Genomic DNA, 19,960 nt, shown 5'->3' on the forward strand with positions numbered 1-19,960 from the left:
CCTTAAAACCGCTGATTGACAGCGGTTACGCGCCAGCCCGGTTCGTCGACCCCGTCGATATATTCAAGCGTGGTCAGCCCCAACGTGTCGATATGAAATGCCAATGCGGTTTCAAGGGATAAACCCAACGCATTGGCCAGCATGGCGCGCACGGTGCCGCCATGAACGACGGCGACAATATCCTTGCCCGCCCAATCCGCACTCAATCGTCCAAAGACGGGGCCGACACGACCAACCACATCGGCAAAGCTTTCACCCTTTGGGGGATGTTGGCGGGCGAAGTCGGTCCAAAACCGTGTTGTTTCCCCCTTGGGCAGATCGTTCCAGTTCTGCAATTCCCAATCACCAAAATGCTGTTCTGCAAAGCCGCTTTCAGCCTGCGGCGTTACGTCTTTGTCCATGAAGGCCTGCAGACTGCGCGCCGTATCATGCGTACGTGATAGATGGCTGGTCACCCAGACGGCATCGACCGGCAATTGTCTGGCAAGGGCAGCCAGTGCCTTATCATCGGAAAGGTCGGCAGGCATGTCACTTTGGCCATAGACCAGCCGTTTCGGATTTTGGACCGGCGCGTGACGCACCAGCCACCAGCGGGTTATTTTCAAACTGCTCACGGCATTCCTTCTTGTTGCTGTTCTGGTTGATCAAAGGGCGGCAATAAACGCGATACCGACAAACAGTTCGGTCACGATCTGGGTTGCCCCCAGGACATCGCCAGTCTGCCCGCCGATCTGCCATTTCGCGACTGCCGCAACAATACCCACCGCCAAAAGTCCGCCTATCAGAATGGCCATCGTCGCAAACAGACCCGATAAAACAAGCGACAGGATCAAAGCAAGGCCAACACCCAAACCGACCATCATCACATTTGGCGTTCCGGCCCCCTTGCCCAAACCATCGGCGCGCGCCGGAGGCAAGATATGCATCACGACTGGCATTGCCGCCCGTGATGTTATTGCCATCACCAGAAACAGGATCGCTGCCTGACCGGCATCGCCCGCTGCAAAAAGCAAAATCAGACGCAGGCCGAAACACAGGATCAGGGCAACAACCCCATATGTACCGATATGGCTGTCGCGCATAATTTCAAGTTTGCGCGCCCGCTCAAACCCGCCACCAAACCCGTCGGCACAATCCGCGATGCCATCTTCATGCATTGATCCGGTCAACAAAACCATGCATGCCAAGGCGACAATCGCAAAAATCAGGATGTTAGCTGTCAGGTAATAGACCAGCATCGCCGGCAGCATGGCAAAACCAGCCAGCAGCAAACCAACCAGCGGCCAAGACCAGACCGATCTTGCAATCACCTCAGCGCGGAAATCCTCGATACCCTTGACCGGAACACGGCTCAGCAATGCCAAGGCGCGCCAGAAATCGGAAATAGGCGAAACCTCGACGGGGTCATCTGTCGCTGCCTCAGGGGTGGGTTTGTCAGATGAATCCGAGCTTTGCATATTTGTTTCGTTTTGGTTATGATCTTTGGATAGCATAAATTTCCGATTTTCAAACTGGCAATCTGTTGCGCCCGGGCATAGTGTCAGGGCCTAGTTTGGCCCGACTTCCTGAACCGCCTTACACAATTGGTTTCCGAGCCTAATCCTTACCATCCCGGAAGCCAAGCGGAACACTAGTTAGGCACCTTTGTCGCCAGCCGGAGACCAAAATGTTCAACCCGAAACATCCGCCCCAAAATCTTGAGGAAATTCGTGCGCTTCTGGCCGAACTTCCCGAAGTCGATCAGGAAGCGCAGGCCGCCGTGGCCCAGCGCGAACCGACATTGACCAAGCCAGCCGGATCGCTTGGACGGCTTGAGGATTTCAGCCTTTGGCTGGCAGGATGGCAAGCAACATCACGCCCGCGCATGTCGCGCCCGCGCGTTACCGTCTTTGCCGGCAGTCACGGTGTCGTTGCGCAGGGCGTTTCGGCCTTCCCGGCCAGCGTGAACCAGCAGATGGTCGAAAACTTCATCAATGGCGGGGCTGCGATCAACCAGATTTGCAAGTCTGTCGATGCCGAACTCCGCGTCATGGAAGTCGCCCTTGAAATCCCGACCAACGACTTTTCCCACGAACCGGCGATGGATGACGAAGGCTGTGCTGAGGCGATGGCCTTTGGCATGAGTGCAATTGAAAAGGGACTGGATCTTTTTGTGCCTGGCGAAATGGGCATTGGCAATACCACATCGGCGGCGGCAATTTCCCATGCACTTTATGGCGGGAATGCTTCGGACTGGACGGGCCGGGGAACAGGTATTGATGACACTACCCTTGATCGCAAGACGCGCGTCGTAGGTGATGCCATCATCCTGCATAAAAACCAGATGCATGACGGATTGGATGTTCTGCGCTGTGTTGGCGGACGCGAAATTGCTGCTATGGCCGGTGCCATCATTGCAGCGCGCTTTGCACGGGTTCCGATATTGCTTGATGGTTATGTATCTTGTGCGGCGGCTGCTGTATTGGCTGCGATGCGCGCCGATGCACTTGATCATTGTCTGGTCGGACATGTATCGGCAGAACCGGGACATGCGCGGTTGATTGAGAAACTTGGCAAGGAAGCACTGATCAATTTTGGCATGCGCCTCGGCGAAGGATCGGGTGCAGCACTTGCCATCCCGCTTTTGCGCGCGGCCGCAGAATGCCACACCGGCATGGCGACCTTTGAAAAAGCCGGGATTGATGGCAAGGAAGAGGCCTGATCCCCAGCCTTACAAGTGAGACCACCCAATAGCGTCAGCAATCTGGCGCTATTTTTTTGTCCGTTCGTTCATCAGATGCTCGACATGGCGGCCCTGGAACATGGTGATATTGATGGAATGACCAAACTTGATAGCGCGTTCGTCATCACAACGGCACAAAATAACGCGGGTATCGCCGGACTCTGCGACTGCCGCGCGCATGGCTTCGCGATGCTCTTCGTCCATGTTTTCCATTTCCGGATCCCACAGCATCTTGATCATATCAACGCCAAGCTTGTTACGGTTGATATAGGGAAGCGAAAGATAACTGATGCCATCGATACAGATGCGATAGCCACGATCACGGCAGAAATCGCGCGCGAAGAAGAATGCTCCAAGATCGGCAAAAATATCGATTTTCTGGAGCTCAAGCACGATTGTCCCACGCTGCCCGGCCTTGACGTTACTATCGAACGTCAGGAAGTCCGGTGACAACAATGTCGAGACGTTCAAATTGATGCTGACTGACCCGGTCACTGATGCGTCATTTGATCGGGTCAGAAGCGACAACATGCGCCGATCCAGAATTTCGGTCAGATGCTGAAACAGCCAGCGGTTCGAGAGAACATTGACATCTGGCAGCAGCGTATCCTGCAAATCCTTGATCGAGATGAACAATTCATGGAAAACCGGCGTCGGGTTCGCATCGCCCACCACAGCACAAATGGCCTGTCGACGCATCAGGTTGGACAGATCCGCACGCCGAAGCGATTCATCGATGCGCCCCAAGATCTTCGGCGTCAGCGGCGCACGATCATCACTGAGTTCCGGATGGTCATTATGGCGCTCGGCTGCTTTGCTGACGATTTTGGGGCGATTGGCGTTGGCGCGGACCAGCAACTGTGTCAGATGCAGGAATTCTTTATATTGCTGCCCGACATCGAAATAGTCTGTAAAGGTCGCGGGCGCGCCGCTTTCATCCTTGCCATCACTGATCAGTGGATCGTCGTTGAACAGAAATTTCAGCCGGAAAATGACAGCATTCACCTCGTCCATCTCTGCGGCATCAAAGATGAAAATCAGATCCTGGTTGGACAGGGTGAAAATACGCCCGGTGACTTCCGGTACGATCTCTTCAAACGCCGTAATCGCCGTACGGATGTGATGGTCACGCCGGTTAAATGGCAGCAATTTGGAAAAATGCACATGAATCGCACCAACGCCATCCTTGCGCCGCTCAAGGCGTCGCACATAGTCAACGAGGAAGGCTTCGGGCGATGGAAGTGAACTATCAGACATAAATGCAATGACCAGAGAATTGTTTCGACGGAATCACAGCCGCTAATCTGCCCGAACCACGATAACGCCGGTGCATTAACAGGTTATGTATTTAGCATTCATGCATGTTGAAACCAAACCCGAATATTGGGGAATTTCAGACACGTCCAAGAAAAGATAAGTCGTAGCTTTCCGCCAACCAAGCTGCTAGTTTCAGCCCGTTTTGATATCAGAGTAGTAAGGTCAGAGACGATATGTGGCGACGCAAGCGCGTTTTGGTAACCGGTGGCGCAGGTTTTCTTGGTTCTCATCTGTGCGAACGCCTGCTTGAAGAAGGCAATGACGTTCTGTGCGTCGACAATTTCTTCACCGGCACCAAGGACAACATTGTCCATCTTCTCGATAAACCGCATTTCGAGCTGATGCGCCACGATGTTACCTTCCCGCTCTATCTTGAAGTCGACGAGATTTACAACCTTGCGTGCCCGGCTTCGCCGATCCATTACCAGCACGATCCGGTCCAGACGACCAAAACCAGTGTGCATGGTGCGATCAACATGCTGGGTCTCGCCAAACGCGTTGGCGCCAAGATTTTCCAGGCCTCGACCAGCGAGGTTTATGGCGATCCTGAAGTCCATCCGCAGACCGAAGATTACCGCGGCAATGTCAATCCGATCGGCCCGCGCGCCTGTTATGACGAAGGCAAGCGCTGTGCTGAAACGCTTTTCTTTGATTACCACCGCCAGCACGGTCTGGATATCAAGGTCGCCCGTATCTTCAACACCTATGGCCCGCGCATGCATCCGCAGGACGGCCGTGTGGTATCGAACTTCATCATCCAGGCGCTGCATGGCGAAGACATCACCATTTACGGTGACGGCCAACAAACCCGATCCTTCTGCTTCTATACTGACCTGATTGAGGGTTTTGTTCGCCTGATGGCAACCGATAAATCGGTTACCGGGCCGATGAACCTTGGCAACCCATATGAGATCACTATTCGTGAGTTGGCAGAACGCGTCATTGAGATGACCGGCGCCAAATCAAAGCTGATCTTCAAAGACCTTCCGGCCGATGACCCTCTGCAACGCAAGCCCGACATTACCTTTGCCCGAAACACACTTGATGGCTGGGAACCGACTGTAAGCCTTGAAGATGGCCTCGGCTCGACAATTGAGTATTTCCGCAATCTGATTGCGAAACACGGCTAATACGACGACTTCTTTTGGATTTGGACGCGTGATGGATATCAAAGCCTTTTTCGATGCCGAGTTTGACGAGCATCTTGATCTGGTCAACAAGACCCGTGAAGCCACCCGCGATGCCTTTATCGAACTGGTCGAGATTTGCACCGACGCCCTTAATGATGGCAACAAATTGCTGTTTTTCGGCAATGGCGGGTCGGCCGCGGACGCCCAGCATATCGCAACCGAATTCACGGTTCGCTATATCCATGATCGTCGCGCGCTTCCGGCGATTGCGCTGACCACCGACAGCTCGGCCTTGACCGCGATCGGTAACGATTTTGGGTTTGATCACCTGTTTTCGCGCCAGATCGAGGCGCTTGGCAAGCCGGATGACGTTGCGATTGGCATTTCAACATCCGGCAACAGCAAGAACGTCAACCTTGGTCTGGCCAAGGCCAAGGAAATGGGCCTGATTGCGACCGGCTGGACTGGCAAGACCGGTGGTGACATGGTTGATCTGTGTGATCCGCTGATGATCGTACCAAGCAACACCACCGCCCGCATCCAGGAAATGCATATACAGATTGGCCAGATGCTGGTCGGTGCGCTTGAACATACGCTAGGCCTGACGAAGAAATAACCGGCGCGCTGCAAAACCGCCTGAATACTCAGACAGAACAAAGAATTGCGACCATGACCGATCTTAGCCATCTGGCCCGACAGGTTGAACAACTGACTGATGCCAAAGTCCTTTGCATTGGCGATGTCATGCTTGACCGGTTTGTCTATGGTTCGGTCACCCGCATCTCGCCGGAGGCGCCCATCCCTGTCATCCGGGTTGAGCGCGAAAGTGCCATGCTTGGGGGTGCGGGTAACGTTACACGCAATGCCACAGCCCTTGGCGCATCGGTTCAGTTCCTGTCGCTTGTTGGCGACGATCTGCCCGGCCGCGAAGTTATGGAATATGTTGCCGCTGACAAGGGTGTTGAGCCCTATATCCAGACCGAGCGCAACCGTCCGACAACGATCAAAACCCGCTATATCGCGGGCGGGCAGCAATTGTTGCGCTCTGACAATGAAACCACCAGCGCCATTGCACCAGCATCGATTAGCAATCTTTCGACACTCGCGGGTCAGCTGGCAGGGGATGTTGCAGCGATCATTCTGTCTGACTATGGCAAAGGTGTCTTGCATGCCGATGTCGTTGCAGCGGCGATCAAGGCAGCACGTGCAGCCGGAAAACCCGTCATCGTCGATCCAAAAGGCAATGACTACAGCATCTATCGTGGTGCCACAGTGGTGACGCCCAACCGCGCAGAGGCCGAAGCGGCAACTGGCATTGCGGTAAACAGCGACGAAGATGCCATCGCCGCCGCGACAAAGATCATCGCCGAATGCGGGGTCGAGAATGTCCTGCTTACCCGCAGTCAGGATGGCATGACGCTTGTCACCAAGGATGGCGAGGCTTTGCACCTTCCAACCGAAGCCCGCGAAGTATTCGACGTTTCGGGTGCCGGTGACACGGTCGTTGCCTGCCTCGCATCCGCCGTTGCAGCCGGATCCAGCTTGGCTGACGCGGCACGCATTGCCAATGTTGCCGCCGGGATCGTGGTTGGCAAGATCGGCACCGCGGTTGTTTATCCGGACGAACTCATTTCCACCTTGCATCATCATGACTTGATGATCGGTGAAGCCAAACTGATGCCACTTGACCGTATGGTCGATCGCGCAGAACGCTGGCGGCGCAAGGGATACACGGTCGGTTTCACCAATGGTTGTTTTGATCTGTTGCATCCAGGCCACCTCAGCCTGTTGAAACAGGCACGGGCAAATTGCGACCGCCTGATTGTCGGGCTGAATTCCGATGCATCTGTCAAACGCCTTAAGGGCGAAGCCCGTCCGGTCCAGTCGGAGGCTGCACGTGCGGCCGTGTTAGGATCGCTTGAAACCGTCAGTGGCGTGGTGATTTTTGGCGAAGATACCCCGATTGAACTGATCAAGGCGATCAAACCAGACATTCTGGTCAAGGGTGCGGATTACACCATCGACAAGGTAGTCGGGGCCGAAATCGTCCATGGTTATGGCGGCAAGGTGGTTCTGGCCAACCTTGAAGATGGCTTTTCCACCACATCGACCATCGCACGAATGAATAAGGGCAACGACCAAACGTCTTAATTAAGCCTGAACTTCTTCGTCCGGCCAAGGCGTTACGACCAGATCGGGCCATGTCTTTTGCCAACGCCCAACCTTGGCGTCATAGACCTCTTTGACGGGTAAAACCGTGTTCGGGATCACCCGACCTTCCATGACAGCAGCAAGGCCAAACGGCGCATAAATGCGATAGGCGTCTATCCCGTCGTTACCCGTTTCTTTGTGTACGCCAATGGCAGTTGTCTGATAGGCAAACCGGTCAATGCCATCACTGGAAGCCGTCACAGCACCATAAGGCACACCGAACTTTTTCGGATACCAGATCGGCACACGCGCCTGATTGCGGATTTCAACGGAAACCGGGATATCAGAAAACAGTTCAGTGCCTTGGGCGATCACATGATCTTCCGCCTGCCATGACGTATCGGGATCGAAATAAAAAAGATCATAATCGGCAATATCGGAACCTGGGGCGCGATTGGCCTTGATGTTCCAGATCGTCTGCGCAAGGCATCCGGCTGTCAGCCACCAGTCTTTAATCCCGAAGGCTGAAAACCGGTCGAGAATGATTTGGTTGGTGCGGTTTTGCAGGATGCCTTCAAGAAATTCGCGGCCCAACGGAATATCATTGGTACGCTGCCCGGCACTCATAGCCCGACCCAGAGAACTTTAAGAACAATCGGCCATGCCGCATTGATCAGGCAGGAGGTTGTAAAAAGTTTCAGCGCACGGTCGATATCAGCAGCGGTCAGATCGGAACGACCGTTGCCAATATAAGGGTCATCGACCATTTCGCTGCCATATTGGCGCGGCCCGGCAAGGGCGATTTCAAGCGCGCCAGCGAAGACTGCTTCCTGCCAACCGGCATTGGGCGATTTATGCTTCTTTGCATCTGACACCATGGTCTGCCAGGCAGCTTTGCCACTTGTTTTCTTACCGATCACGGCGGCAAGGCAAATCACACCACCGGCAATCCGTGCGGGGATAAAGTTCGCAACGTCATCAAGTCGCGCGGCGAACCTACCGAAATAAAGATAGCGTTCGTTGCGATGACCAATCATAGAATCAAGTGTGTTGATCGCCTTATAGGCGCAAATACCAATCGGCCCACCGACCACATACCAAAATAGCGGCGCAACAACGCCATCTGAAAAGTTTTCAGCACAGCTTTCAATCGCTGCCCGGCTGATGCCTGCTTCATCGAGCGTTTCGGGGTTGCGCCCGACGATCATCGAAACCGCCTTGCGGCCGCCAGCGATGCCATCTTTCTTAAGCGCGTTTGAAACGGCTTTGACATGCTGATAAAGGCCCTTTTGGGCAATCAGAACCGCCACCAAAAGGACTTCGGGCGCTCTGAAAACGTCGCCAAGTGATGAGACAAACTGCACCGCACCACCGAAAGCCGCGGCGACCGCAATCACGATCAGACTGGTCACAGCACCGCGCAAAAGGCGGTCCGGGTTACTGCGATCTGTGCGGTTCAGGCGCTTTTCGAACCACGCAATCAGATTGCCAATCCACACCACCGGGTGCCCGATCCGGCTAAACAGCCACGGGAAGTCACCAAACACCGCATCCAGCAGCAGTGCCAGCACCAGCATAGAAAAAAGCGGCCCGAAAAACGCAGGCTCCGGGATCAGAAAATCGGTGAATGTCGGTTCCATGGCGGCAATGTGCGCGGTGATCGCCAACCCGTCAATCAGAATGACATGGGGGAATTTATGAACCAACTGGATGCTGCGAAATTTGCCATCTGGTTTTAGGTTTGATAGTTAAATTTCATACAAATTTTTATTTTATCATAACTTATGTTGATCAATCCTGTTTGCCCCGCAGTGCGTAACGCAAAACACCGCAACCTGATCATCCGCCAGAACCGAAGGACTGAGCCCGCCCACAACATATTCGATACCGGACCATAACCGGCCCACAATAAGTAGTATTTTCATCACCCAAGCCCCTTGTGCACCCTCTTGGCGTAGCTGCCGCTTGCATTCCGCAAGCCAATCGGTGAAAACGGGGGTGGCATCGGGTACCGCATGGCAACAATGTCATGTGAAGAACACCATCAAAGAGAGACAAAGGAGCAGCCTTTTATGTCCCCCAAAGGCGCAGTAATGATTTGCGGTCATGGTTCGCGCGACGAACGCGCGGTTTCACAGTTCAACGCCATGGTTGAAGCTATGAAACAGACCCACCTGGCCGACTACGATGTCGAAAGCGGCTTTCTCGAATTTGCCCACCCGATCCTGCGTGATGGTTTTGAAAAACTCAAAGCCATGGGCCACAAGAAAATCTATGCCCTTCCCGGTATGCTGTTTGCCGCCGGTCACGTCAAAAACGACCTGCCGAGCGAAGTAAACAATTTCGCCCATGAAAATCCCGATATCGAAGTGCTTTTCGGCCGCGATCTTGCCATTGATCCAAAGCTTCTGATGGCGGCAAAGGAACGTATCGAAGAAGCGCTTGAAGGTGCCGATGACAGCGTAGATCGCAAAGACACCCTGTTGATGGTAGTCGGGCGCGGCACCAATGACCCGGACGCCAATTCCAATGTCTATAAGGTTGCCCGTATGCTTCAGGAAGGCATGGGCTTTGGCCGTACCGAAATCAGCTATTCCGGTGTTGCCCATCCGCGCGTCAATGCGGGCCTGCGCGAAGCGATGAAACTGGGATACAAGCGCGTTGTCGTCTTCCCGTATTTCCTGTTTGCCGGCATTCTGATTGACCGCATCTATAGCCATACCGACGAAGTCGCGGCGGAATTTGGTGATGTCGAGTTCATCAAGGCAGGCTACCTCAAGGACCACCCGATGGTTCTTGAAAGCTTTGCCGAACGTCTGACCGAGATTGATACCGGCGACAACAATATGAACTGCCAGCTTTGCAAGTATCGTGAGCAGATCATCGGTTATGAAGGCGATGTCGGCACCCCGCAGGTCGGTCACCATCACCATGTGATGGGCATTGGCACCGATGGACACAGCCATGATCATGGCCATCACCACCATCACGGCCACGGGCATCACCACGATCACGGTCATAGCCATGGCCACAGCCATGATCACGGGCACAGCCATTCCCATGATCACGACGACGCGAAGAAATCGACCGGTTCCTGACCGGTCGATCCCAATCCTCTGAAAGGCGCGGCAATGTTTGACTATCTGCGTGACCCGCAGGAAATCTATGCCAAAAGCTTTGCCACCATCGAGGCCGAGGCAAACCTTGCGCGCTTTTCAGATGCGGAGCGGCCTGTTGCCATCCGCATCATTCATGCCTGTGGCATGGTTGAGATGGCCGATCAGATTTCCTTTGGCGGGGATGTTGTCCGTGCGGCCACGGCGGCACTGTCTGCCGGAAAACCGATCCTGTGTGATGCGGAAATGGTCCGTCATGGCATCATTTCCCGGCTTCTGCCCAATCAGAACCCGGTTCTTTGCACGCTCAATGACGGCAATACGCACGATCTCGCCGCCCGAATGGAAACCACACGATCTGCCGCCGCGGTTGAGGCCTGGGCGGATCATATCGAAGGCACAATAATTGCCATCGGCAATGCGCCAACCGCCCTTTTCCATTTGCTTGAAGCCATCCATGACGGACGATTGAATAAGCCAGCGGCCATTGTCGGCATGCCAGTCGGCTTTGTCGGGGCGGCTGAAAGCAAGGATGCGCTGATCGAACATGCCAATGGCATTCCGTTTGTCACGCTGCGGGGTCGATTTGGCGGCAGTGCGGTAACAGCCGCCACGATCAATGCCCTAGCACGTCTGGCGCGCGATGACGAAACGACACCTGATGGAACCTTCGACCGCAAATCCGGGGGTGCATCATGAACGAACAGGCACCGATCAAGGGACGGATCACGGTCATTGGCATTGGTGAAGATGGTTATGACGGCCTGTCACCCATGGCGCGCAGGATCCTTGAAAATGCCAGCATCATTTTTGGCGGTACACGCCATATCGCCATGTTGCCCGGTTCCAACACCGCAGCCCAAAACAAATGGATAACACCATTTGAAGCCAACCTGCCGCTGATCGAAGATTGCCTTGATCAGAACCCGGTCGTGCTGGCCAGCGGTGATCCGATGTATTTTGGTGTGGGCAACACGCTGATTAAATATTTCGGACCCGAACCAGTATATGCAATCCCGGCGCCATCAAGCATTTCTCTGGCCGCCTCCAGGCTCGGCTGGCCACTGGCCGAGTGCGATGTGATTACGCTACATGGCCGCGATCCGGAAACATTGCGTGCCCATTTGCGTCCGCATGGCAAACTGATCGCACTGAGCGCCGATGCCTCGACCCCGGCCCTTGTCGCCGTCATGCTATGTGAAGCCGGTTTTGATCAAAGCCGCATGTCGGTGTGCGAGAGGCTTGGCGGGCCCGAAGAGCGCATTACCACACAAACCGCGCGCACCTGGCAATCCACCGCCACCTCGATGCCCGATATCAAATCGGTCGACCCGCTTAATCTGATCATGATCGATCTTGAAGCCGGGCCAAACGCCAAACCGCTGCCCAAGGGACCGGGACTGCCCGATGATGCCTTTATCCATGATGGCATGATCACAAAATCGGAAATCCGCGCGCAGACGCTGTCATCCCTGGCGCCGTTTGACGGCGGTGTTTTGTGGGATCTGGGTGCCGGGTGCGGGTCGATTTCGATTGAATGGAAACGCATGGGCGGTCGGGCTGTTGCGATTGAACGCGACGGCGAACGCTGCGCGATGATCAAAAAGAATGCCATTCGACTTGGCGTCCCGACCCTTGCGATTGAACAGAAATCCATTGAAGAAGCACTGAGTTTCGCCGATCGCCTACCTAAACCCGATGCGATTTTCATCGGCGGAGGCATAACGATTGATGGGTTGCTTGAAAGCTGCTGGAATCTGTTGCCGCCGCACGGGCGGCTGGTCGCCAACACGGTGACGCTTGAAGGCGAAGAAAAATTATTACGGTTTTACAATAAAAACGGTGGCAGCTTGTCGCGCCTGTCGATTTCACGACTGGTGCCGCGCGGCAGCTTCAAGGGCTGGAGCAACCTTGCCCCGGTCACCCATTACCTCGGAGTAAAAGCATGAGTGCGGAATTTCCCGCAAGCGATAGCCTTCCGGTTGCCGGAACGGCCTATGGCCTTGGTATCGGACCGGGCGAGCCTGATCTGATCACGCTTAAGGCCTATAACATCCTGCAAAAGGCCGATGTGATCGCCTATCCAGCCCTTGAAGATGGCGTCAGCCTGGCGCGTCAGATCGTTGATCCGCATATCCCCGAAGGCCGAATTGAAATCGCCATTCGCATCGAAATGGGCAAGCCGGCCGATCCGATCTATGACGCGGCTGCCATCGAAATCGGCAAGCATTTGGCAGATGGAAAAACCGTTGCCGTTCTGTGCGAAGGTGACCCGTTCTTTTACGGCAGCTTCATGTATCTGTTTGGCCGTTTGGCCGAGGCCGGGCACCCGGTCAAAACCGTTCCCGGTGTCAGCTCAATGATGGCCTGTGCCGCCCAGCTTGGCGCGCCATTGGCCGCCAAGAACGACGTGTTGCAAGTCATCCCGGGACCGCTTGAAGCCGACCGCCTGCGTGAACAGCTGGCCAAAACCGATGCGGCCGCCATCATCAAGCTTGGTCGTCATTTCGCCAAGGTTCGCGGTGTGATCAACGAACTCGGCCTGACGGACCGGGCGCGCTATATCGAACGCGCAACGCTTGAAACCCAAAAAATGGTCCCGCTGGGCGAACTGCCCGCCGACGCCAAGGCACCGTATTTTTCCATGATCCTGATCCACCGTCGCGGAGACGCATGGCGATGACCGCCCAGAACACCCAGAATAAAACCGCATTGCCGACCGCACCAATTGCCCCGATCGCGGTCATCTGCCTGACACAGCGCGCCCTTCCGACCGCACGAAAAATTGCATCCAGCCTGCAGGGTGCATCGGTTCACGGCCTGCGCACACGCGTTTCGGTCAAGGATGTTGATGTCGCCTTTGATGATACCATTGCGCATCTGCAACAAACCTTTTCATCCGATCATGTCATCATTGGCGTCTGTGCATCAGGCATTCTGATCCGCGCACTTGCACCGCTTTTGGCCGGCAAATGGCAGGACGCCGCCGTGCTTGCCGTTGATGAAGCCGGTGATAACTTCATCCCGCTTTTGGGCGGGCATCATGGCGGGAACCGACTGGCGCGCGATCTGGCTGATCGTCTTGGGGGCAATGCCGCTATCACCACGCCGGGCGATGCCATGCTGGGTCTTGCGCTTGATGAGCCGCCCGTTGGCTGGACGCTTGGCACGCCCGAAACCGTCAAACCCGCCACTGCAGCCCTTCTGGCCGGTGCCACTGCCCGGATTGAGGTTGAGGCAGGCTCGGCTGCGTGGTTGACCAATAGTGCTATTGCCCAGTCCGAAGACGGCAGCATCCTGATCACCGCCACCGCCCGCGAAGGCGCCAATGAAGATGCGATCAGCGATGGCGCTGAAACCGCAATCACCTTTCACCCGCCGGTCCTGGCACTTGGTGTCGGCTGTGAGCGCGGCTGCCCGGCCGATGATCTGTATGATCTGGTGATGGAAACACTGGCTGGTCAGTGCCTGAGCCCGAAGGCCATTGCCTGCGTGACCTCGATCGATCTGAAGGCTGATGAGGCCGCAGTCCATGAGCTGGCGCAACGTCTGGGCGTTCCAGCCCGGTTCTTTGATGCCCAAACCCTTGAGGCCGAGGCAGACCGTCTGGTAACACCATCAGACGTCGTGTTTGCCGAGACCGGCTGCCATGGTGTTGCCGAAGGTGCTGCACTGGCCACGGTCGGTCCGAACGGCAAGCTGATTGTCCCCAAACACAAGACCAAAAAGTCCACCTGCGCCGTCGCCCTGTCACAGGATGACATCATCCCAAATAAAGTCGGAACCGCGCAGGGCAGGCTTTCGATTGTTGGCATCGGCCCGGGCCAGATCGGCTGGCGCAGCCCCGAGGCCACCGCCCTGATCGGTCGCGCAACCGATATCGTTGGCTATCAGATGTATCTTGATCTGCTTGGCCCGCTGATTGACGGCAAGGATTGCCATCATTCCGATCTTGGTGCCGAAGAAGCCCGCGCGCGCCACGCGCTTGAACTGGCCGCGACCGGTAAGGACGTTGCCCTGATCGGGTCGGGGGATGCCGGCATTTATGCGCTGGCAACGCTGGTGTTTGAGCTGTTGGATCGTGAAGATCGCGCGGACTGGAACCGGGTCGCGGTTCAGGTATCACCTGGTATTTCCGCCCTTCAGGCGGCGGCATCACGCATTGGCGCGCCGCTGGGTCATGATTTCTGTGCGATTTCGCTATCTGATCTTTTGACCCCGCGCGAAGACATCCTGCGCCGTCTGAAATCAGCGGCCGAGGGCGATTTCGTGATTGCGTTCTATAACCCGGTTTCCAAACGCCGCCGCGATCTTTTGGCCAAGGCGCGTGATATCCTGCTTGAACACCGCAACGAAGACACCCCGGTGGTTCTGGGCCGTCAGCTTGGCCGCCCGGATGAGGAAATCACAGTCGTTCCACTTGCGAAACTAGAAGTCGACATGGTCGATATGCTGACCACGGTTCTGGTCGGATCAAGCAACAGCCGCCACATCACCCGCGGCGAGAACGAATGGGTCTATACCCCGCGCGGTTATGCCAAAAAGGGTCCGGATGCGGCTAAAGCACCGGTTCACAGCAGCACTGACACTTCCAAAAACGACACTTCCAAGAAAGGCGGGGCAGAATAATGGCTGTTCATTTCATTGGCGCCGGTCCTGGCGCCCCGGACCTGATCACTGTGCGCGGCCTGCGCCTGATCGAAAAATGCCCGGTCTGCCTCTATGCCGGATCGCTGGTGCCCGAAGAAATCGTGACTGCGGCCCCCGAAGGCGCACATGTGGTCGATACAGCGCCCATGAACCTTGATGAAATCATGGCCGAGATCGAAGCGGCCCACGCCAACGGACAGGATGTCGCACGCGTTCATTCCGGTGATCCGTCAATTTATGGTGCAATTGCCGAACAGATCCGTCGGCTTGACGATCTTGGCATTCCCTATGACATCACGCCGGGCGTTTCGGCCTATGCCGCGACGGCTGCGGAAATTGGCGCGGAACTGACCCTGCCCGATATTTCCCAGACCGTGATACTGACCCGAACCGCCATGCGGTCGTCTGGCATGCCAGACGGCGAGAGCCTTGCGGAACTTGGCAAGTCGCGTGCGACGCTGGCGGTGCATCTGTCGATCAACAATCTGGCCAATGTGGTGCGCGATCTGACCCCGCATTACGGCGAAGACTGCCCGGTTGTGATTGCCTATCGCGTGACCTGGCCCGACCAGCAATTCATTTTTGGCACCCTTGGCGATATCCGGGCCAAGGTCAAAGGCAGTGGCATCACGCGCACGGCGCTGATCATGGTCGGTGAGGTTTTCGGTCGGAAAGATTTTACCGACTCTAGACTTTATGCCGCCGATCACACGCACGTTCTGCGCCCGGCAAAAGCATGATCTGATCGGGCGGACTTCATGTCCGCCCGTTTTTTGTACAAACCCTCTGATCAGCAAGTTTATTTTTTCGGCAGAACAACAATTTGCTGAAAAATATGTCATTTCAACTGTGAACATCCTTGACCGCCCCCTGCCCGGCACCCTTTAATCAAAGGGAAATAAAGGGGAGAATGCATGTTCAACGAGATGAGTGTTGACGACCAAATTCGCGAACCTTATCGCGCCTTGGTTGACTGGATGGAAGCAAGCGGCCCCGAGGTCCTCGAACAAAAGCGCCTTGAAGCTGAAACGCTGTTCCGCAAGATCGGCATTACATTTGCTGTTTACGGCGAGGGCGGAGATCCCGAGCGGCTTATTCCCTTTGATCTGATTCCCCGTATCTTCACATCGCAGGAATGGCGCAAGCTTGATCGTGGCGTCAAACAGCGTGCCCGGGCGCTGAATGCGTTTCTTTATGACGTTTATCACAATGCTGAAATCATCAAGGCCGGTATCGTCCCGGCCGATTTGGTGTTTCGCAACGATGCGTTCGAACCGGCCGTAATCGGCATTGATCCGCCGCGCAATGTCTATAGCCACATTGTGGGTGTCGATATCGTGCGCACCGGTCCTGACGATTTTTATGTTCTCGAAGACAACTGCCGCACGCCATCTGGCGTGTCCTATATGCTCGAGAACCGCGAAATCATGATGCGCATGTTCCCCGATCTGTTCAAAAGCCTTCGGATTGAGCCGGTCGAGAGCTATCCGGACATGTTGCTCAAAACCCTAAAAAGCATTGCACCGCGCAAATGCGACCGCGATCCCAATATCGTGGTCCTGACGCCGGGTGCGATGAACAGTGCCTATTATGAACATTCCTTCCTTGCCGATCAGATGGGTGTCGAACTGGTCGAAGGTCAGGATTTGTTTGTTCATGAAGACCGGGTCTTTATGCGCACCACACGCGGACCAGCACAGGTTGATGTGATTTATCGCCGCATTGATGACGCCTATATCGATCCGCTGTGCTTCAGACCGGACTCGGTTCTGGGCATTCCGGGGCTTATGAATGTCTATCGGTCTGGCGGGGTGGCGATCTGTTCGGCACCAGGTGCCGGTGTTGCCGATGACAAGGCGGTTTATACCTATGTGCCTGATATGATCCGCTTCTATCTGGGACAGGAGCCGATCCTTAATAACGTGCCAACATGGAAATGCGGCAAGCCGGATGATCTGAAATACGTTCTCGAACATCTGGGCGAGCTTGTGGTCAAGGAAGTCCACGGGTCAGGTGGCTATGGCATGCTGGTCGGTCCGGCATCGACCAAGGAAGAACAGGCCGCCTACGCCAAACGGATCGAAGCCGATCCCGGTGATTTCATCGCCCAGCCGACACTGTCGCTTTCTGCCTGCCCGACCTTCGTTGAAAGCGGCGTTGCACCGCGTCATGTCGATTTCCGGCCCTTCTGCCTTGTTGGCGATGATGTGCGACTGACACCGGGCGGTTTGACCCGTGTCGCGCTGCGTGAAGGCTCACTTGTCGTGAACTCGTCACAGGGTGGCGGGGTCAAGGACACCTGGATCATGAGCGATTAAAAGGAAAGGGTTGAGAGATGCTTAGTCGTACCGCCGAAAACCTTTTCTGGTTGTCGAGATATGTCGAACGGGCCGAAAACATGGCCCGCCTGATGGAAATGGGCTATCGCATGGCCCTGATGCCGGCTGCGGCAAGCGGCAACCGGTCGGAATGGGAATCAGTCCTTTCTGCATCCGGATGTGCCGCGGGATATGATCCCGATGCGCCGTTGCGCCAGGAAGAGGTTGCCAATTTCCTGATCTTTAACCGCGACAACCACTCATCGATCATCAATTGCTTTGAGTATGCGCGCGCCAATGCACGCGCCATGCGTACCGCCATTACCGCAGAAATGTGGGAGGCGCTGAATAATGCCCTGATGGAACTGCGGCGCCCATCGATGCACAATCTGGCCAAGAACGAACTGCCGGAATTCATTGACTGGGTCAAAAAGCAGGGCGCGCTGTTCCGCGGGGCCACCGATTCCACCATCTTGCGCAATGACGGTTATGACTTCATCCGTCTTGGCACCTTTATCGAACGCGCAGACAACACCGCACGGCTTCTGGACGTCAAATATTATGTCCTTCTGCCGGAAACCAGCATGGTCGGCGATGGTGTCGATAACTATCAATGGACGACGGTTTTGCGTGCGGCATCGTCGCTCCGCGCATTCCATTGGGTCTATCGTGATGATTATTCACCACATCGCATCGCGCATTTCCTGATCCTTAATCCGTTCAGTCCGCGATCGCTTGCGCATTGTTCCGAACAGATTACCCAGCATCTTGAAAGGCTTGCCCGCCACTATGGTCAACGCCACAGCGTTCATCGCCAGGCGGTCGAGATGTATTCCTTGCTGACGCAAAGTGACATGGACGAGATCTTCTCAGGCGGGTTGCACGAATTCCTGACCGACTTCCAGGGACGCAATCGTATCCTGTCGCTTGCGATCGCTGACGCATATCATTTCGGGGGGCAGTAAGATGCGCTTGACCGTCGAACACAAGACCCATTACCGCTATGAGTATCCGGCCTATCACGCGGTGCAGAGCCTCAAACTGACGCCTGCCGAATTCGAAGGCCAAAAGATCCTGAGATGGTCGATCACAGCCGAAGGCTGCAACATCGGTGCGGAATTTACCGATGGCAATGGCGATATCATCAGCACCCTGACATCAAACGGCCCGGTCGAGGCAATTGAAATTGTCGTCACCGGCGAGGTCGAAACCACTGATACCGCAGGCGTTTTGCGCGGTCACAAGGAACGCGCCTTTCCGGCCGTATTCCTGCGCACGACGCCCATGACCAAATCCAGCGCCGCCATTCGCAAGCTTGCCGACAAGGTCGCGAAGAAAACCAAGGACGGCACGGTGTTGGAACTTGCACACGGTCTTGCCGCGGCGGTCGCCGATGCCATTGAATATGCGCCGGGTACAACCCATGTGCACACAACGGCTGCCGATGCGATTGCTGATGGCAAGGGTGTTTGCCAGGATCATGCCCATGTGCTGATCTCGGCGGCACGCCATCTTGGCATTCCGGCCCGCTATGTATCGGGATATCTGTTTGCCGATCATGAAGGCAAACCGCATGAGGCATCCCATGCATGGGCGGAGTTGCATCTGCCAGAGTTCGGCTGGGTCGGGTTTGATCCGGCCAACAAGTGCTGCCCGACGGATAGTTATATCCGGCTTGGATCAGGACTTGATGGTCAGGTCGCCACCCCGATCCGGGGCGTACATACTGGTGGCGGAAACGAAGATTTGGATGTAACAGTCGTCATTGCGCAGTCACAACAATAGTCGGACTACAAAAAGATGACCTACTGTGTCGGGTTGATGCTGAACGAAGGGTTGGTTTTCCTTTCGGACACGCGGACCAATGCTGGCCTTGATAACATTTCACGTTATCGCAAGATGTTCACTTGGGAAGTCCCCGGGGAACGCGCGATTGTCGCACTTTCAGCTGGCAACCTTGCCATTACCCAAGCGGTGATGAGCACCTTGCACGAGGCCATCGACGATCCCGAAACCGAGCCGGGCAACTGCATCCTGAGCGCACCAAGCATGTTCCGCGTCGCCGAACTGGTTGGCGAAGCCATGCAGAAGGTACAGCTGAAATACCACGACACCCTTGAACAGCATCATGAAAGCAGCGCTGCCTCGATCATGATTGGCGGTCAGCGCAAGGGCGGTGATCAACGCCTGTTTCTGGTCTATGCCGCGGGTAATTTCATCGAAGCCACATCCGATACGCCTTACCTTCAGATTGGCGAACACAAATACGGCAAGCCTATCCTTGATCGTGTGATCACGCCCGACACACCAATTCAGGACGGGGTCAAAGCGGTGTTGCTGTCGATGGATTCGACGCTGCGCTCCAACCTGTCGGTTGGTATGCCGCTTGATCTGGCTGTGTTGCCTGATGACGCTTGCAAATTTTCCGAAATCCGCCGAATCGAGGCCGAGGACAGAGGCTTCCGCGCACTGTCTGACGCTTGGTCGAATGCGCTTCGCGATGCCTTTGCCGACATGCCCGACGAACATTGCGATATCGCCGCAGAATAAGCACCT

Annotated in this window: 19 protein-coding genes; 14 read left to right on the forward strand and 5 right to left on the reverse strand. The window is 55.5% G+C overall.

From position 1 onward, the window contains the following. Nucleotides 1-2: 2 nt before the first annotated feature. Both AUQ41_RS01095 and cobS read right to left on the reverse strand, forming a co-directional pair. Nucleotides 3-614, reverse strand: coding sequence for a histidine phosphatase family protein (locus AUQ41_RS01095; RefSeq protein WP_063086037.1), 612 nt, complete (start codon nt 612-614; stop codon nt 3-5). A 30-nt stretch (nt 615-644) separates the two neighbouring features. After that, nucleotides 645-1,457, reverse strand: coding sequence for an adenosylcobinamide-GDP ribazoletransferase (cobS, locus tag AUQ41_RS01100; RefSeq protein ID WP_232308278.1), 813 nt, complete (start codon nt 1,455-1,457; stop codon nt 645-647). Between the two features lie 209 nt (nt 1,458-1,666). Here cobS and cobT point away from each other — a divergent pair, with 209 nt between their 5' ends. Continuing rightward, nucleotides 1,667-2,701 (forward strand): nicotinate-nucleotide--dimethylbenzimidazole phosphoribosyltransferase, encoded by a 1,035-nt coding sequence (gene cobT / locus AUQ41_RS01105; RefSeq protein WP_063086041.1) that lies wholly within the window; start codon nt 1,667-1,669, stop codon nt 2,699-2,701. A gap of 48 nt (nt 2,702-2,749) precedes the next feature. Here the strand turns inward: cobT and AUQ41_RS01110 are convergent, their stop codons facing one another. Further along, nucleotides 2,750-3,979 carry a hypothetical protein gene (locus tag AUQ41_RS01110; protein WP_008888909.1) on the reverse strand — a complete coding sequence of 410 codons (1,230 nt, stop codon included), beginning with the start codon at nt 3,977-3,979 and terminating at the stop codon, nt 2,750-2,752. 233 nt (nt 3,980-4,212) lie between these two features. Here AUQ41_RS01110 and AUQ41_RS01115 point away from each other — a divergent pair, with 233 nt between their 5' ends. Genes AUQ41_RS01115 through rfaE1 form a run of 3 tightly spaced genes read left to right on the forward strand, consistent with a single transcriptional unit; the run spans nt 4,213 to nt 7,320 of the window. Beyond that, a complete protein-coding gene (locus AUQ41_RS01115) occupies nt 4,213-5,169 on the forward strand; it encodes a UDP-glucuronic acid decarboxylase family protein (RefSeq protein ID WP_063086043.1) in 957 nt (318 codons plus the stop codon). A gap of 31 nt (nt 5,170-5,200) precedes the next feature. Further along, nucleotides 5,201-5,785, forward strand: coding sequence for a D-sedoheptulose 7-phosphate isomerase (locus AUQ41_RS01120; protein ID WP_063086045.1), 585 nt, complete (start codon nt 5,201-5,203; stop codon nt 5,783-5,785). 53 nt (nt 5,786-5,838) lie between these two features. After that, complete coding sequence (gene rfaE1 / locus AUQ41_RS01125) at nt 5,839-7,320, forward strand: D-glycero-beta-D-manno-heptose-7-phosphate kinase (protein ID WP_063086047.1); 1,482 nt, start codon at nt 5,839-5,841, stop codon at nt 7,318-7,320. Here rfaE1 and AUQ41_RS01130 read toward each other — a convergent pair whose 3' ends face one another. Together AUQ41_RS01130 and cbiB are read right to left on the reverse strand one after the other, a co-directional pair. After that, nucleotides 7,321-7,947 carry a nucleotidyltransferase family protein gene (locus AUQ41_RS01130; RefSeq protein WP_063086049.1) on the reverse strand — a complete coding sequence of 209 codons (627 nt, stop codon included), beginning with the start codon at nt 7,945-7,947 and terminating at the stop codon, nt 7,321-7,323. Beyond that, nucleotides 7,944-9,026, reverse strand: a complete 1,083-nt coding sequence (gene cbiB / locus AUQ41_RS01135) for an adenosylcobinamide-phosphate synthase CbiB (protein ID WP_232308279.1) — start codon at nt 9,024-9,026, stop codon at nt 7,944-7,946. Before cbiB ends, AUQ41_RS01130 begins: the two co-directional genes overlap by 4 nt. Before the next feature lie 366 nt (nt 9,027-9,392). On the opposite strand from cbiB, the gene AUQ41_RS01140 reads away from it, so the two are divergent. The 10 genes from AUQ41_RS01140 to AUQ41_RS01185 all read left to right on the forward strand — a co-directional run bounded on the left by AUQ41_RS01140 (nt 9,393) and on the right by AUQ41_RS01185 (nt 19,954). Further along, a complete protein-coding gene (locus AUQ41_RS01140) occupies nt 9,393-10,418 on the forward strand; it encodes a sirohydrochlorin chelatase (RefSeq protein ID WP_063086050.1) in 1,026 nt (341 codons plus the stop codon). Nucleotides 10,419-10,451: 33 nt separating this feature from the next. Next, complete coding sequence (locus tag AUQ41_RS01145; RefSeq protein ID WP_063086052.1) at nt 10,452-11,135, forward strand: precorrin-8X methylmutase; 684 nt, start codon at nt 10,452-10,454, stop codon at nt 11,133-11,135. Then, complete coding sequence (locus AUQ41_RS01150; RefSeq protein WP_063086054.1) at nt 11,132-12,385, forward strand: bifunctional cobalt-precorrin-7 (C(5))-methyltransferase/cobalt-precorrin-6B (C(15))-methyltransferase; 1,254 nt, start codon at nt 11,132-11,134, stop codon at nt 12,383-12,385. The genes AUQ41_RS01145 and AUQ41_RS01150 overlap by 4 nt, the downstream gene beginning before the upstream one ends. Continuing rightward, on the forward strand, nt 12,382-13,119 hold the full coding sequence (gene cobI, locus AUQ41_RS01155) for a precorrin-2 C(20)-methyltransferase (protein WP_063086056.1): 738 nt from the start codon (nt 12,382-12,384) through the stop codon (nt 13,117-13,119). Before AUQ41_RS01150 ends, cobI begins: the two co-directional genes overlap by 4 nt. Continuing rightward, the gene (gene cobJ / locus AUQ41_RS01160) at nt 13,116-15,065 is read left to right on the forward strand and encodes a precorrin-3B C(17)-methyltransferase (protein ID WP_348638990.1); all 1,950 of its coding nucleotides are present in this window, start codon (nt 13,116-13,118) and stop codon (nt 15,063-15,065) included. Before cobI ends, cobJ begins: the two co-directional genes overlap by 4 nt. Continuing rightward, nucleotides 15,065-15,826 carry a precorrin-4 C(11)-methyltransferase gene (gene cobM, locus AUQ41_RS01165; protein ID WP_063086060.1) on the forward strand — a complete coding sequence of 254 codons (762 nt, stop codon included), beginning with the start codon at nt 15,065-15,067 and terminating at the stop codon, nt 15,824-15,826. Before cobJ ends, cobM begins: the two co-directional genes overlap by 1 nt. 174 nt (nt 15,827-16,000) lie before the next feature. Beyond that, nucleotides 16,001-17,404 (forward strand): circularly permuted type 2 ATP-grasp protein, encoded by a 1,404-nt coding sequence (locus AUQ41_RS01170; protein WP_008888897.1) that lies wholly within the window; start codon nt 16,001-16,003, stop codon nt 17,402-17,404. A gap of 17 nt (nt 17,405-17,421) precedes the next feature. Further along, nucleotides 17,422-18,369: an alpha-E domain-containing protein gene (locus tag AUQ41_RS01175; protein WP_008888896.1), complete on the forward strand. Its 948-nt coding sequence runs from the start codon at nt 17,422-17,424 to the stop codon at nt 18,367-18,369. A 1-nt stretch (nt 18,370) separates the two neighbouring features. Continuing rightward, the gene (locus AUQ41_RS01180) at nt 18,371-19,189 is read left to right on the forward strand and encodes a transglutaminase family protein (RefSeq protein ID WP_063086062.1); all 819 of its coding nucleotides are present in this window, start codon (nt 18,371-18,373) and stop codon (nt 19,187-19,189) included. Nucleotides 19,190-19,204: 15 nt separating this feature from the next. Next, entirely contained in the window at nt 19,205-19,954 is a 750-nt protein-coding gene (locus AUQ41_RS01185; protein WP_008888894.1) for a proteasome-type protease, read from the forward strand. Nucleotides 19,955-19,960 lie beyond the last annotated feature (6 nt).

This window comes from Thalassospira sp. MCCC 1A02898 (genome assembly GCF_001618185.1).
Classification (GTDB): Bacteria; Pseudomonadota; Alphaproteobacteria; order Rhodospirillales; family Thalassospiraceae; genus Thalassospira; species Thalassospira tepidiphila.

Excerpts from the sequence above, each read along its gene's own strand:
- cobS (WP_232308278.1), bottom strand. The coding sequence starts at position 1,457 with ATGCAAAGCTCGGATTCATCTGACAAACCCACCCCTGAGGCAGCGACA.
- cobT (WP_063086041.1), top strand. The coding sequence starts at position 1,667 with ATGTTCAACCCGAAACATCCGCCCCAAAATCTTGAGGAAATTCGTGCG.
- AUQ41_RS01110 (WP_008888909.1), bottom strand. The coding sequence starts at position 3,979 with ATGTCTGATAGTTCACTTCCATCGCCCGAAGCCTTCCTCGTTGACTAT.
- AUQ41_RS01115 (WP_063086043.1), top strand. The coding sequence starts at position 4,213 with ATGTGGCGACGCAAGCGCGTTTTGGTAACCGGTGGCGCAGGTTTTCTT.
- AUQ41_RS01120 (WP_063086045.1), top strand. The coding sequence starts at position 5,201 with ATGGATATCAAAGCCTTTTTCGATGCCGAGTTTGACGAGCATCTTGAT.
- rfaE1 (WP_063086047.1), top strand. The coding sequence starts at position 5,839 with ATGACCGATCTTAGCCATCTGGCCCGACAGGTTGAACAACTGACTGAT.
- AUQ41_RS01130 (WP_063086049.1), bottom strand. The coding sequence starts at position 7,947 with ATGAGTGCCGGGCAGCGTACCAATGATATTCCGTTGGGCCGCGAATTT.
- AUQ41_RS01140 (WP_063086050.1), top strand. The coding sequence starts at position 9,393 with ATGTCCCCCAAAGGCGCAGTAATGATTTGCGGTCATGGTTCGCGCGAC.
- AUQ41_RS01145 (WP_063086052.1), top strand. The coding sequence starts at position 10,452 with ATGTTTGACTATCTGCGTGACCCGCAGGAAATCTATGCCAAAAGCTTT.
- AUQ41_RS01150 (WP_063086054.1), top strand. The coding sequence starts at position 11,132 with ATGAACGAACAGGCACCGATCAAGGGACGGATCACGGTCATTGGCATT.
- cobI (WP_063086056.1), top strand. The coding sequence starts at position 12,382 with ATGAGTGCGGAATTTCCCGCAAGCGATAGCCTTCCGGTTGCCGGAACG.
- cobJ (WP_348638990.1), top strand. The coding sequence starts at position 13,116 with ATGACCGCCCAGAACACCCAGAATAAAACCGCATTGCCGACCGCACCA.
- cobM (WP_063086060.1), top strand. The coding sequence starts at position 15,065 with ATGGCTGTTCATTTCATTGGCGCCGGTCCTGGCGCCCCGGACCTGATC.
- AUQ41_RS01170 (WP_008888897.1), top strand. The coding sequence starts at position 16,001 with ATGTTCAACGAGATGAGTGTTGACGACCAAATTCGCGAACCTTATCGC.
- AUQ41_RS01175 (WP_008888896.1), top strand. The coding sequence starts at position 17,422 with ATGCTTAGTCGTACCGCCGAAAACCTTTTCTGGTTGTCGAGATATGTC.
- AUQ41_RS01180 (WP_063086062.1), top strand. The coding sequence starts at position 18,371 with ATGCGCTTGACCGTCGAACACAAGACCCATTACCGCTATGAGTATCCG.
- AUQ41_RS01185 (WP_008888894.1), top strand. The coding sequence starts at position 19,205 with ATGACCTACTGTGTCGGGTTGATGCTGAACGAAGGGTTGGTTTTCCTT.